13 protein-coding genes are annotated in these 13,436 nt (G+C 70.5%); 7 read left to right on the top strand and 6 right to left on the bottom strand.

Annotated elements, in window-relative coordinates; all coding sequences use genetic code 11:
* The first annotated feature begins 71 nt into the window (after positions 1-71).
* Positions 72-860, top strand: a complete 789-nt coding sequence (locus OQ02_RS00095; RefSeq protein ID WP_033436130.1) for a hypothetical protein — start codon at positions 72-74, stop codon at positions 858-860.
* On the opposite strand, the gene OQ02_RS00100 is transcribed toward OQ02_RS00095, so the two are convergent.
* Positions 850-2,280: a hypothetical protein gene (locus OQ02_RS00100; RefSeq protein ID WP_033436131.1), complete on the bottom strand. Its 1,431-nt coding sequence runs from the start codon at positions 2,278-2,280 to the stop codon at positions 850-852. The two genes, OQ02_RS00095 and OQ02_RS00100, sit on opposite strands and share 11 nt — an antisense overlap.
* A gap of 150 nt (positions 2,281-2,430) precedes the next feature.
* Positions 2,431-2,643, bottom strand: a complete 213-nt coding sequence (locus tag OQ02_RS00105) for a hypothetical protein (RefSeq protein ID WP_033436132.1) — start codon at positions 2,641-2,643, stop codon at positions 2,431-2,433.
* A gap of 77 nt (positions 2,644-2,720) precedes the next feature.
* On the opposite strand from OQ02_RS00105, the gene OQ02_RS00110 reads away from it, so the two are divergent.
* Complete coding sequence (locus tag OQ02_RS00110; RefSeq protein ID WP_231499809.1) at positions 2,721-3,632, top strand: NAD-dependent epimerase/dehydratase family protein; 912 nt, start codon at positions 2,721-2,723, stop codon at positions 3,630-3,632.
* Between the two features lie 243 nt (positions 3,633-3,875).
* Here OQ02_RS00110 and OQ02_RS00115 read toward each other — a convergent pair whose 3' ends face one another.
* On the bottom strand, positions 3,876-4,760 hold the full coding sequence (locus OQ02_RS00115) for a ribonuclease Z (protein WP_033436134.1): 885 nt from the start codon (positions 4,758-4,760) through the stop codon (positions 3,876-3,878).
* Between the two features lie 17 nt (positions 4,761-4,777).
* On the opposite strand from OQ02_RS00115, the gene OQ02_RS00120 reads away from it, so the two are divergent.
* Positions 4,778-5,596: a serine hydrolase domain-containing protein gene (locus OQ02_RS00120; RefSeq protein WP_033436135.1), complete on the top strand. Its 819-nt coding sequence runs from the start codon at positions 4,778-4,780 to the stop codon at positions 5,594-5,596.
* A 149-nt stretch (positions 5,597-5,745) separates the two neighbouring features.
* Positions 5,746-7,764, top strand: a complete 2,019-nt coding sequence (locus OQ02_RS00125) for a glycosyl hydrolase family 28-related protein (RefSeq protein WP_033436136.1) — start codon at positions 5,746-5,748, stop codon at positions 7,762-7,764.
* Here OQ02_RS00125 and OQ02_RS00130 read toward each other — a convergent pair.
* Genes OQ02_RS00130 through OQ02_RS00140 form a run of 3 tightly spaced genes read right to left on the bottom strand, consistent with a single transcriptional unit; the run spans position 7,754 to position 9,360 of the window.
* A complete protein-coding gene (locus tag OQ02_RS00130) occupies positions 7,754-8,716 on the bottom strand; it encodes an NAD(P)-dependent alcohol dehydrogenase (protein WP_033436137.1) in 963 nt (320 codons plus the stop codon). The genes OQ02_RS00125 and OQ02_RS00130 overlap by 11 nt on opposite strands.
* Complete coding sequence (locus tag OQ02_RS00135) at positions 8,713-8,937, bottom strand: helix-turn-helix transcriptional regulator (protein ID WP_033436138.1); 225 nt, start codon at positions 8,935-8,937, stop codon at positions 8,713-8,715. Before OQ02_RS00135 ends, OQ02_RS00130 begins: the two co-directional genes overlap by 4 nt.
* Entirely contained in the window at positions 8,938-9,360 is a 423-nt protein-coding gene (locus OQ02_RS00140) for a hypothetical protein (RefSeq protein WP_033436139.1), read from the bottom strand.
* A 625-nt stretch (positions 9,361-9,985) separates the two neighbouring features.
* On the opposite strand from OQ02_RS00140, the gene OQ02_RS00145 reads away from it, so the two are divergent.
* The 3 genes from OQ02_RS00145 to OQ02_RS00155 all read left to right on the top strand — a co-directional run bounded on the left by OQ02_RS00145 (position 9,986) and on the right by OQ02_RS00155 (position 13,436).
* Positions 9,986-10,597 (top strand): Crp/Fnr family transcriptional regulator, encoded by a 612-nt coding sequence (locus OQ02_RS00145; RefSeq protein ID WP_051771396.1) that lies wholly within the window; start codon positions 9,986-9,988, stop codon positions 10,595-10,597.
* Positions 10,598-10,692: 95 nt separating this feature from the next.
* A complete protein-coding gene (locus OQ02_RS00150; protein WP_051771399.1) occupies positions 10,693-11,442 on the top strand; it encodes a hypothetical protein in 750 nt (249 codons plus the stop codon).
* Positions 11,439-13,436: a hypothetical protein gene (locus OQ02_RS00155; RefSeq protein WP_051771401.1), complete on the top strand. Its 1,998-nt coding sequence runs from the start codon at positions 11,439-11,441 to the stop codon at positions 13,434-13,436. Before OQ02_RS00150 ends, OQ02_RS00155 begins: the two co-directional genes overlap by 4 nt.

The raw sequence follows: 13,436 nt of genomic DNA on the forward strand, positions 1-13,436 counted from the left end.
CGGCGGTCGCGTGATCCACCGGCGAGTGATCCCACCGGTACCGAGGCGCGGAATCGCGTACGTTGCCCGCCATGGATCTCCCACCTGCGTGGCAACGGCCGGACCCGTTGCGTGGACTGGAGGACATGCCCTGGTCGGTGCTGGCGCACGGGGCCGGCGTGGACGACCTCATGCGCCGGGTCGTGCACGGCGAACGCGTGACCCGGGAGGTCGCCTGTCAAGCGCTGGCCGACAGGTTGCTGGTGGACGGCACGGTGTCCGAGGCGAGCGTGTGGGCGGTGCCGTTCCTGATCGAGATGGGCGCGAGTTACCGGGTGCCCGCAGATAGCCGCGATCGGGTGATTTTCATGTTGGCCGCCATGGCCCTGGCCGGCGCGGGCTTCACCGACGACGGCAAGCGCACCCGGCGGCGGTGGAACGCGCTCGGGCGCGAGCTGCCGCGCCGTCCCCCGGACTGGATCACCCAGACCCGGTACGAGGTCGCCAAGGGCTCGCACAAGGTCTTCGAGGCGTTGGCGGGCGCGAAGGTCGCGTGCTCCATGGCGTTGGCCATCGCGGTGCCCGAGGTCGTGCCGCGGCACCTGGTGGACGTCGCGGACGCCCTCGCGTCCGCGGACCGCTCACCGCGGCTGCTGGCACTGGCCGCGCGGGTGCTGCTGCACCTGGTGGCCGACGCCCAGGTCACGCCCGCGCTGCTGCGCGCCACCGCGCAGTGCCACCCGGAGCTGCTGCGCGCCTACCGGGACAAGGCGTACCCGCCCAACCAGCCGCCCGAGGTGACGTTGCAGATCATGGGCTACCGGTACGCCTTCCTGGCCGCGTACGGCGACGACCAGGAAGGCGTGACGATCACGCGGTGACGGCGGTGGGCTCCACGACCGCGGCGACGGCCTGCTCGTCGGTGACGGGCACGGCCGGCTCCAGCGGACCCAGCGCGGTGCCCCACTCCTGGTCGGCGAGGGCGAACGCGGCGACGGTCAGCGCCACCACCGGGCGGCCGAACGGCAGCTGGTCGGCGTAGAAGTCGAGCTCCAGCCGGGCGCCGAGCGGTGACGGGCGCAGCCGCAGCGCGCCGTGCGGCGCCTCCTCGGGGTGCGCGAACCGGCACGACCACTCGGTGAACACGATCGGGCGTTCCACGACCTCGGTCGGCTGAACCGCGCGCACGTTCGCTCCGACCGAGCCGTGCCGGTAGTCGTCGGCCGCCGAGACGAGCAGCTCCTCGAACTCGATGGACGACACGCCGAGGTCGTGCCCGGCGACCAGGGCGACCTGCACCAGGGCCAGCGGCAGCTGCGGGAGGGCGTCCTCGAAGCACACCATCGCGCCGCCGTACCGGGTGTTGATCTCGGTGGGCAGGAAGCCGTCCGCGGTGGCGATCCCGTCGAGGGTGAACGTGCCGCGGTAGTCGACCGTCTCGCGCAGCCGCTCGCCGACCCGGCGGGCCAGGTTCCGCATCTCCTCGCGGATCCACGCGGGCGGGTCGTAGTAGGACGCGCAGCCCGCGTACAGGAAACGGGCCTGGCCGGCGCGGCGCGGCACGACCATCTCGATCGGGCGCAGCACCGCCGTGCCGTCCGGGAACACGATCCCGTGCACGCTCACCGGGATGCCCTCCAGGAACGGCATCACCCGGACGAAATCGCACTTGGGCGCGAGCACCTCGAACGCGTCCAGCGCCTCCTGCCGGTCGCGCACGCGGCGGACGAAGTTCGCGCCGCCGTTGATCGCCGGGCCGTCACCGGACCAGACGACGCCCGCGCCGCGGTCGAGCCGGGTGGTCGCCGCCCACAGGCCCTCGAAGTCGAGGTCGAGCACGATGGCCGGCGCGCGCGGGGCCGACAGCTCGTCCCACAGCCCGTCGATGGTGGTCTTGTTCTCCAGCTCCACCCATTCCGGGCGGCGGGCGTTGAGCACCGGCCGGCCCGCGAACTCCGGGGTGTGCACGTACGGGGTGCTGATCACCACCGCCTCGCCAGCCGGGTCGAAGTCCTCCAGCACCTCGCGCACCTTGCGGTTGGGCGAGGTCAGCAGCCTGGTGAGCCGGTTCTGCTCGACCGCGACGAAACCGCCGGCGATGCCGAGCGGCACCCAGCGGGCCACTTCCGAGTCGTGCAGCGGCGCATGGTCGTCCGTCGACAGCACGAGTGTGTGGCGTGCGCCGAGCTGGTGCAGCTCGCCGGCGCGACTACTCAGCCGGGTGCCGCCCGCGAGCACGACCAGCCGGTCGCCGAACAGGGTGCCGAGGCGCGCTTGAAGCGCGGAGAGGACATGATCCATCGCCGAGAACTCGCTTTATGAGAAGCAGACGAGACAGCCGGCGAGCGCCGGGTGTCACGCACTGTAGAGGCAGGCGAGGGGATCGGCCTAGCACGGTCTGGCAACTTCCGGATGAAGTTTGCCGATGGGTTCAGGGACGGGCGCGCGAGATCATCGAGCGGCGTCGCGAAGTACCAGGTCAACCCGGCTCAGGAAAGCACGCGGCCCCTTGGCCTTGGGGAACGGCAGCGTGAGGCCGAAGAGGGTGTCGTCGACCGACTGCGGCGCGGCGGCCACGATGGCCGCGGCGGTTTCCAGGAAGCGCTGCCGCTTGGCCTCACGCACGGCGTACTCGGCGAGAACGCCCTCGATGCTCGAGTGCACGGCTGGATGCGGGTAACTCACTTGGGTTGTATCGGCCCCACCGGTCCACACCTTTAGGGGCAATTTGCACCCAGTTGATGACCGTCGATCGAGTGGCCGGGTGGTGGGATGTCGCCATGCGCGTGCTGGTCACCGGAGCCACCGGTTACGTCGGACGAGTGGTCATGGCCGAACTGTTGGCCGCTGGTCACACCGCTCTCCCCTTCACTGGTGATGTCCGGTCGCGCGACGAGTCGCGTGACGGGCTCGCGGGGTTCGGCGATGTCGACGCGGTCGTGCACTTGGCGGCCGTCGCGCGCGTGCGCGAGTCGTTCGACGACCCGGTGCGGTACTACGACGTGAACGTGGGCGGGACGGTGAACCTCTTGCGGTCGCCGCCGCCCCGGTTCGTGCTGGCGTCCACGGCCGGTGTGTACGGGTCGACCGGGGTTGCGGTGGTCGGCGAGGACTGCCCGCGTGCCCCGGTCAACCCCTATGCGGCTTCCAAGGCCGCCGCCGAGGACGTGCTGGCGTGGGCCGCCGCCACGGGCCGGGTCGGCGCGGTCGCGCTGCGGTTGTTCAACGTCGCGGGTGGTGGGGACCGGGACGACACGCGCGTGATCACCAAGGCGTGCGGGGTGGCGGCCGGGCGGGTGCCGTCGATGGAGGTGTTCGGGGACGGGTCGGCGGTGCGGGACTTCGTGCACGTGCGGGACGTGGCGCGGGCGTTCGTGACGGCGGTGGAGCACTGCGGTGAGGGGTATGCGGCGCTCAACGTCGGTGCGACGCCGGCGAGCGTGGCCGACGTGCTGGAGGCGGTGGAGCGGGTGACCGGCCGGCCGGTGCCGGTCGTGCGGCGGGCGGCGCACCCCGGTGAGGTGCGCGAGCAGCGTGCGGACACGACCCGGTTGCGGGCGTTGGGCTGGCGACCGGTGTGCTCGGACCTCGACGCCCTGATCGGCGACCAGTGGGCCGCCGAGAAGTGGGCCGCCGAGAAGAGCGCCGAGTGATGCGCCGAGCGGAGTCCTCCTCGGCAGGCCCCGACTCCGACTCCGACTCCGGTTCGGTCTCCGATCCCGGCTCGGTTCCCGACTGGGCCACGCTGCTGCGACTGCTCGTGGCGTCGCCGTCACGGCCTTGATCCGCACCGGCGCGCTGCGCTTCCTCGGTGACGTGCGGATCGAGGTCGGGGTCGTCGTTCGCGATCGTGGTCGCGATCGTGGTCGTGCACCACGCCAAGCCGGCGCCGGCGCTCACCTGCGCTTCGGCACCGTGACGCGGTCGAGGTCCGCGGCCACCGCGATCTCTCCGCCGAACACCTCCGCCGCCTCGTCGTGGAACAGGCGCGGATCGGTGTAGCGCTGCGAGAAGTGGGTGAGGACGAGCTTGCGCACGCCGCACTCGGCCGCGACCTTCGCCGCCTGGCGCGCGGTGAGGTGCCCGTACTCCACCGCGAGAGGTTCGTCGACGTGCAGATAGGTCGACTCGATGACCAGCAGGTCCGCGCCGTCGGCCAGCTCGAACACCCCGTCGCACAGCCGGGTGTCCATGACGAACGCGAACCGCTGGCCCCGGCGCGGCACGCTCACCTCGTCCAGCAGCGGTGGTCGCAGCTCGCGGATCGCCGGACCGTGGATGCGGTGCGCGGCCAGCAGTTCGGGGACCATCGTGCGGCCGTCCGGCTCGACCAGGCGGTAGCCGTACGCGGGCAGCGTGTGGTCGAGCCGCCGGGCTTCGAGCCGGCCGAACGCGCCCTCCGCGATCACGCCCGGTCCGGTGACGGGGTGCTCGCGGAGGTCGGCCACGTCGTGGAACGCGGTGGCGTGCCGCAGCCGGGCGAAGTACTCCGCGCCCTCGGCCGGGAAGTGCGCGTGCACGGCGTGCGGTACGCGGTCGAGCGACATGCGCTGCACCACGCCGGGAACGCCGAGGCAGTGGTCACCGTGGAAGTGCGTGACGAACAGCCTGGTGATGTCGGTCGCCGCGACGCCGGCGCGCACCATCTGCCGCTGGGTGCCGTCGCCGGGGTCGAACAGGAAGCCTTCGGCGTCCCAGCGCAGCAGGTAGCCGTTGTGGTTGCGGGTCCGGGTCGGCACCTGGCTGGAGGTACCCAGCACGACCAGCTCACGTGGTGACACATGGCAGAGTCTGCGGCATGGAGAGCTTGAAGGCGGTGTCATCGTGGCCGGTCGAGACCGTGGCGACGGCCGTGGTCGACGCGCGGGGCGAGGTGTTGGGCGCGCACGGGCCGGTCGACCGCCGGTTCGCGCTGGCGTCGGTGACCAAGCTGCTGACCTCCTACGCCGTGCTGGTGGCGGTGGAGGAGGGCGCGGTCGAGTGGGACCAGCCGGCAGGGCCCGAGGGGTCGACGGTGCGGCACCTGATCGCGCACACGTCCGGGCTGGCGTTCGACTCGGACGACCTGCTGGCCGCGCCGGGCACCAGGCGGCTCTACTCCAACACCGGTTTCCGGGTGCTGGCGGATTTCGTGGAGGCGGCGACCGAGATCCCCTTCGCGGAGTATTTGGCGGAGGCGGTGTTCGGGCCGCTGGGCATGACGTCGTCCACGTTGGACGGACACGCCGGGGCGGGCGCGTGGTCGACCGCGTCGGACCTGGTCCGGTTCGCGGCCGAGGTGCAGGCGCCGAAGCTGGTGTCCGCCGAGCTGGTGGCGGAGGCGACGTCGGTGGCGTACCCGGGGCTGCGCGGGGTGCTGCCGGGGTACGGGCTGCAGAACAACAACGACTGGGGCCTCGGGTTCGAGGTCCGGGCGGCCAAGTCGCCGCACTGGACCGGCGCGACGAGTTCGCCGCGGACGTTCGGGCACTTCGGGCAGAGCGGGACGTTCCTGTGGGTCGACCCGGACGCCGGGGTGGCGTGCGTCGTGCTGACCGACCGGCCGTTCGGCAAGTGGGCCGTGACGGCGTGGCCGCCGTTCACCGACGGCGTGTTGGCCGAGCTGGCAGGTCGTTGACACCGGTTTGCGGTAAAGAAGCGCAAGTCAGCGGCTCATCTGCGCAAGCAGTCGACAGTTCCACGAAAATTCCCGCCAAGCTCTTGTGATGCGGCGCACAGCCCACCTAGGGTCACGACGCCTGCCAGCGCGAGAGAAACGAGTCGGCGATGTCGTGGAGCTCCAGCGGGGTCGGACGGTGGTCCGCGGTCTGCGCGGCGGTCGTCATCGGCGCGGGTGTCGTCGGCTCGGGTGTCGTGGGCGGCACCGCCCACGCCGCGCCGGCACCGGTGGTGACCAGGGCCGCGCTGGACCCGGCGCTGGTCGCGGGCCGGGGAGCGGACGTGGCGTTCCTGGAGCAGGAAGCGGAGAACGTGCCGACCACCGGCACGGTCATCGGCCCCGACCGCACCGCCTACTCGCTGCCGTCCGAGGCGTCCGGCCGGATGGCGGTCCGGCTCGCGCCCGGCGAGCACGTCGAGTTCACCCTGCCGAAGGCCGCCAACGGGATCACCGTGCGCTACAGCATCCCGGACGCGCCGACCGGCGGCGGCATCACCGCGCCGCTCGACGTGACGGTGAACGGCAAGCACCGCAAGACCATGACGCTCACCTCGCAGTACGCGTGGCTGTACAACCAGTACCCGTTCTCCAACGACCCGAACGCCGACCTGCTGCACCCGGACTGGTGGATCACCGAGTGCGCGTGCGTGCCGTCCCAGACCACGCCCACGCCGGTCGTGCAGAAACCGTTCCGCCCCAGCCACTTCTACGACGAGCAGCGCCTGAAGCTCGGTCGCACGCACCGCGCGGGCGACCGCGTCCGGCTCACCGCGCCCGCCGGCACGAACGCCGCGTGGACCGTGATCGACCTGCTCGACTCGGAACTGGTGGGCGCGCCGCACGTGAACCCCGTCGCGTCGAACGTGCTGCTGTTCGGCGCGGACCCGACGGGCCGACGCGACTCGGCCGACGCGTTCGACCGGGCCATCGCGTTCGCCAAGCGGCGCGGGCTGCCGGTGTACGTGCCGCCGGGCACGTTCCAGGTCGACCGGCACATCGTGGTGGACGACGTGACCGTCGAAGGCGCGGGCAACTGGCACACCGTGATCAAGGGCCGCTCGGTCGCGCTCCCGACACCCGCGCCGGACGGCTCGACGCACACCGGGGTCGGCTTCTACGGCCGGCCCGCGGCGGAGGGCGGCAGCCGCAACGTCCACCTGCGCGGGTTCGCGCTGGAAGGCGACGTGCGGGAGCGCATCGACACCGATCAGGTCAACGGGATCGGCGGCGCCCTGAGCGATTCCACGATCTCCGGGCTCCACATCCACCACACCAAAGTCGGGTTGTGGTTCGACGGGCCGATGTCGAACGTCCGGGTGACCGACAACATCGTCGTCGACCAGATCGCCGACGCGCTGAACTTCCACACCGGCGTCACCGGGTCGTCGGTGCGCGGCAACTTCATCCGCAACACCGGCGACGACGGGCTCGCGATGTGGTCGGAGCACCAGCAGAACGCCGGGAACCGGTTCGAGCGGAACACCGTGCAGTCGCCCGTGCTGGCCAACGGGATCGCCCTGTACGGCGGCGCGGACAACGCGGTCGTGGGCAACCTCGTGGCGGACCCGGTGCGGGAGGGCAGCGGTATCCAGCTCGGGTCGCGGTTCGGGGCGCAGCCGTTCACCGGGCAGGTCCTCGTCACGGACAACACGACCGTGCGGGCCGGGACGTTCGAGCTGAACTGGAGGATCGGGCTCGGCGCGATCTGGTTCTACGCGTTGGAGCGGGACATCGACGCGGACGTGCGGGTGGTGGGGAACCACTTCCTGGACAACACCTACAACGCGATCATGTTCGTCAGCGAGTGGTCGGTGAAGGACTTGCACTCGATCGACAACGTGCACTTCAAGGACGTCCGGGTGGACGGGACCGGCACGTCGGTGCTGAGCGCGCGGTCGGCCGGGTCGGCGACGTTCGAGAACGTGGACGCGCGCAACGTCGGCGCGGTGCCGGTGAACAACTGCGGTTCGTTCCACTTCACGCCGGCGGGGTCGGAGTTCGCGGTGGGCGATCTCGGCGGCAACGACGGCTGGCTCGCGCCGTGGCTGCTGCCGAACACGATCACGTGCGACGACCGCCCACCGGTCGTGCTCCCGCCGGCACCGTCGACGTGGCCTACGGGGTGACGACGGCCTGACCGCGCACGCGGCCCTGCCGGACGTCCTCGACCGCGGCGGCGGCCTCGGCCAGCGGGTACGTCCGGTCCAGCACCGGGGTGACGGCGCCGGCTTCGATGAGCTCACGGAGCAGCACGAGGTCGTCGAGGCGGTCCTTGTGCACGAGCGGCCGGGTCTTGATGCGGAGGAACGGCGCCGCGAACGCCGCGCGGACCCACCGGTCCATGCCCATCAACCACCGCCCGCCCGTGCCGCCGACGAGGACGACCGTGCCGCCCGGCTTGAGCACGCGCTTGAGCGTGCGCAGCGGCGGGTTGCCGTAGAGGTCGACGACGACGTCGAAACCGGTCGCGGTCACCGGGCCGGCCGCGTAGTCGAGCACGTGGTCCGCGCCGAGGTCCCGGACCATCGCCGCCTTCCCCGCGCTGCACACCGCCGTCACCTCGGCGCCGTAGTGCTTCGCCAACTGGACCGCGTACGTGCCGACACACCCCGAAGCGCCGGTGATCAGCACCTTGTCGCCGGTGCCGACCCTCCCCTTGTCCCGGACCGCCTGGAGTGCCGTGAACCCGGCGATCGGCACCGCCGCGGCCTGTTCGGGCGTGAGGTTCGAGGGCTTGGCCGTCACCTGGTTCTCGGGCACGGCGACGTACTCGCAGAACGCGCCGTCACACCAGCCGAACACCTCGTCACCGACCTCGACGGTCGTGACGCCCGGTCCGACGGCCTGGACCGTGCCGGCCAACTCCAACCCCGGCACCCGGTTCCGCGGACGCCGCAACCCGACCACCAACCGCGCCGCGTAGGGCAGGCCGCGCAGCAGGTGCCAGTCGGTCCCGGTGACGGCGGCGGCCCGGACGTGCACCAGCACTTCGCCGTCCCCGATCGCGGGCTTCTCGATCTCGGCGACCCTCAGCACGTCTTCGGGTGCGCCGTACGAGTCCTGGATGATCGCTCTCATGTCTCGTCCTCCGGGTACTGGAACACGTCGCCTAGCGGGACCTTGAAGACCCGGGCGATCTGGAACGCCATTTCCAGTGAGGGCGAGTAGCGACCCTGCTCGATGGCGATGACGGTCTGGCGCGTGACGTCGATGCGCCTGGCGAGTTCCGCCTGCGTCATCTCGCCGTGCGCGAAGCGGAGGGCGCGGATCGAATTGGTGATCCTGGTCGGCTTGCCCATTCAGAAACCCCGCCGGTAGGCGACCAACTTGACCGCTGCGCCAAACACGGCCCACGACGTGAAGACGGCGTAGATAGCGTTGGCGATCCAGAAGTGCGGCGCTTCGGCCAGGGCGAGCCCCAACGGCAACACCATGCCGGTACCGAGCACACCGCCCGCCACGTGCTCGCCGAACCGGTGGATGTCCCGGTCACGCGCGTCGGCCTTGTGGCTCTCACTCGGCCGTGCCACTTCAACGGCGATCCGACCGACGATGGCCAGCCCGATCGAGATCCCGATGGACCACAGCAGAGGGGCCACGTACTCGACGTCCGTGATTGCCGCCCCGCCACCGGCCCGACTGAGGACGACCCAGACGTACCCGAGGTAGGTCAGCGCGCTGACCACCAGGTACACCCAGGTCCCCCTCTCCTCGTACGACATCCCACACCCCCATGTTAAAAAACTTTGACATGGCTAGTGTCGGCTCTACTTGACTCGATGTCAAGGATCTTTGACATCGAGTCCTGCGGCCCTCCAGACCGGGACGAACGCCTACGATCGGCACACCGACACACGACAGGCATTGCACAGTCAATTCCCCACAGCGCTTCCCTACCGCGCGTCAAATCGTCGCGACAGCCCTCGACATTCGTTGTCGACAGGAATACGAACAATCCTCGGAGATGCCCTTCAAGGCCGTCTGAACAGCCGAAACAAGCCACTAAGAGCGCAACATGACACCGAGCGAAGATGATCTTCATCCGGTAAAGCAGTTGTCGCCACCCGGAAGCAGGCACTGCCGAGGGCAAGGTAACCTTCCGCATCACCCACAGCGGCAACACCATCTAGATAAGTACCGAATCGGCTGTACGAGTGGGGAGCTTCCCAGCTACGAACCGTCACTCTCAGAGTCGATCTTGAGGTGCGGTTCTCGCTGCACAACGGCGACGGGAGACCAACGTTGTCACAAGCACCGACCCGACCCGAGTGGCTTCCGGGAACCTACCTCTCCCGGCTCGACCCAAGCGCGCGAGACCGACTGCTCCGCCTCGGCGGACAACGCGTCGTGCGCGCCAACGAGCACCTCACCCGCCAAGGAGACCACGAGACGGACGTGTTCCTGCTCAGGTCGGCGACCTCGGGCGGCACGGTGTGCGCGAAGGTCACCCGGCTCGCGCAGAACGGCTCCGAAGCACTGCTCGGCGTCCGCGTCACCGGGGACGTGATCGGCGAGGGCGCGGCGCTGGGCCAGGCCCCGACGCGCTCGGCCACCGTGACGGCCTGCGCCGACCTCCTCGTGCAGGCCGTGGAACGGCGACAGTTCCTGGCCTACCTCGACCGGAACCCCCAGGCGTGGCACGCGTTGTGCGCGCTGATCTTCGACCGCCTGGACTGGGCCAACCGCAGGCGCGCCGACTTCGCCTCCTACCACGTTGAGAACCGACTCGTGCGGGTGCTGGTGGACCTGGCCGGATCGCACGGCGTGCCCGGTCCGCTCGGGATCGACCTCGGCGTCGACGTGTCGCAGGAAGAACTCGGCAGGCTCATCGGTGCCAAGCCGGACGCGGTGGGCGTCGCGCTGAAAGCTCTCAAGTCCAAGGGACTGGTGACGGCGCGCTACCGAGGAGTCCGCATCCGTGACCTGGAGGCGTTGCGCCACCTCGCCGACGGCGACTGACCCGACGGGTTCTCCGAACTCCTGATTTATCCGAAGTCTTCGGCCTGATCGGCACACAGACTTTCGCCATACCCCCACGACGTGGAGGAAGCCCCGTGGACGACGACTTCACCCGCCGCGTCCTGCTCAACCTGGACGTGGAGAACTACAGCGCACGCACCGACGTCGACCAGGACCTGGTGCAACGGGCCTTGGTCGACGTCGTGGAAGACGCCGCCGCGCGGGCCGGCTTCGACCTGGCCCGTTGGCAGGTCCAGGGTTCCGGTGACGGCCAACTGGCCGTGCTGCCCGCCGAGACGGCCGAGAAGCGGGTCGTCGACGACCTGCCCTCGGCGTTGGCGGTCGCGCTGGCCGCCCACAACGGCACGGCACGGCGTGAGCTCAGGTTACGGCTGCGTGTGGCCGTCCACCAAGGACTCGTCCGCGCGACGCCGAACGGCTACGCCGGCGCGGGCGTGGTGACCGTGAGCCGCATGGTCGACAGCGCACCCGGCCGCAAGGCGCTCAAGGCCTGCCCGGACGCCGTCCTGGTCGTCCTGCTGTCACCGCTGCTGTACGCGGATCTGGTGGTGCAGGGCCACACCCGGCTGGCCCCCGACGACTTCCGCGAGGTGCCCGTGGTCACCAAGACGTTCGACAGCACGGCCTGGCTGCACTTGCCGGGCTTCGACGTGCACGCGATCACCCTCGACCAGACCGCCTCCCCTGGAAGCGAGCCCGAGCGTGAACCCACTGCGGTCCCCGTGCCGGGTGCCGCCGTGCCGGGCAGCCACAACACCACCGTGCACGGCGACGTCCGGGGCCGCAACGTCGTCATCGGCGTGCAGAACAGGTTCGAGCGGTGATCGCCGAGCAAGTGGACACAGTGGACCCGGCACCCGCCGAGGAGTCCGGCGAGAGCCCGGTCTCCGGGTACGACCGGGAAACCTTGAACAAGGTCCAGGTCAACCTCTACAACCCCCGGTTCGACCGCGCCGTGCTGGGCGCGCAGACCGTGGGCGGCGGGTGGTCCGGCAGACCTCTCACCCGGGCGACGGGCCGGGTGGACGAAAGCGACATCTCCGCGCTCAGCCGGTTCGTCAGCCCGGACGGCTTCGGACGCGCCGTGGAGCGGCTCGCCAAGGACCACCTGCTCGTCCTGTGCGGCGCTTCCGGCACGGGCAAGCGCTCGTCCGCGCTCAAGTTGCTGCGCGAGGTCACCGACCAACCGTTCTACCTGATGTCGCCGCACGTCTCTCCGGCCGAACTCGCCGAGTACGACTACGACCGCCACTGCGGCTACCTCGTGGTCGACCGCGTCGCCGAGCACAGTGGGGAGTCCGATTTCGAGTGGCGGGTCGTGCGCGACCGCGTGCGGGAGCGCGAGTGCTACCTCGTGATCACCGGGCCGCCGATGGCCACCGCGGAACGGACTTGCCACGTCGCCTGGCGGGCACCCGCCGTCGAGCACGTGCTGCGGGCGTACTGGAACGGCACGCTGCCCGCCGAAGAAGAGCCGGTGTTGAGGGAGGCCCTGGCGTCGATCGACAGCGTGCGCGACGTGGTCGGACTGGCCGAGCGGCTCAACCGCGGCTTGCCTCTCGACCTGGCGCTGGAGCACCTCGACACACGGGTGCGGGTCGAGGTCGACGAGTGGTTCGAGGTGGCCGACCGGCGTGGGGCGTTGGAGGTCACCACGCTCGGGTTCGCCGTCGGTGTCGACGAGCGGACGTTCGAGGCGGCGCTGCGGCTGCTCCAAGAGGTGCTGGACCGCGACATGCCTAGCGCGTCGGACGACGTGCTGGAGCCCGACCGGCTGCCGCAGCTGCGGCAAAGCCTGTTGACCAACAAGCTGGTGACCACCGAGACGCTGCACACCGAGCTTGGCACGCGGGGCGCGTTGGTGTTCGCCAAGCGCGAGTACCACCGGCACGTGCTGGCGCAGCTGTGGCAGCGCATGGACGTCGTGTTCTGGGACGCGGTGGTCGAGTGGCTGGACGAGATCGTCACCGACCTCCGCTACGAGGTGCCGGTCGCGGTCGGGCTCGCCGAACTCGCCGCCGTCGCCTTGGACGAGGTGGTGCGCGTGCTGGACCGCTGGGCACGCGGTGCACGGCGTGCGGCGGGTCAACGCGTGGCCGTCTACGTCCTGCACCTGATGGCTTACGACGAGGTCTTGGCGCCCGCGGCGTTGAAGATCGCGGTCGGTTGGATCGACCGCGGCAAGCCGCAGCAGCGGTGGGTGGCGGCGATGGCGTTCATCGGCGGGCTCGGCATCCGCTACCCGCATGACGCGCGCCGCCGCCTCTGGACGGTGTGCACCCAATCGCACGCCGTGGACGGCGACGTCGAGCATGTGTTCGGCGAGCTGTTCGCCACTCTCGTCCGTGACACGGACAACGCGCACCTCGTCCTGCACTACCTGCGGGACAAGGTGGAGCGCTTCACCGGTCCGGAGGCACGGCCGGCGAGCCGCGCGGTGGCCATGCGTACCGCGCTCGCCTTGCTGGAGTCGCGCAAACCCGGCACGAAGCGGTCCGCGGTGCTGCTCCACCTCGAAGAACACCCGGAGCACGCCAACGTGGTGATCCGCCTGTTGGCGAGCGTGCTGGTCTTCCGGCCCCTGCGGTTGCGGGCGATCAACGCGCTGCGCCGGTTGCTCGAAGACATGGCCCACAACGACCCCGACGCGCGCAGGAGCGCACGGACGTTGGGTGCGGTGCTGCGCGCCGCCCTGCCTCCGGGGGAGCACGACGCGTTGGACACCGACTTCCGAGTCGTGGCCGCGCGCAAGAAGGACACCGACATCAAGTCCCTGGTGGACGCCGTTCTCGACGCGCTCAAAGGACGCGTCTCCTGA

This window comes from Saccharothrix sp. NRRL B-16314 (assembly GCF_000716595.1).
Lineage (GTDB): Bacteria > Actinomycetota > Actinomycetes > Mycobacteriales > Pseudonocardiaceae > Actinosynnema.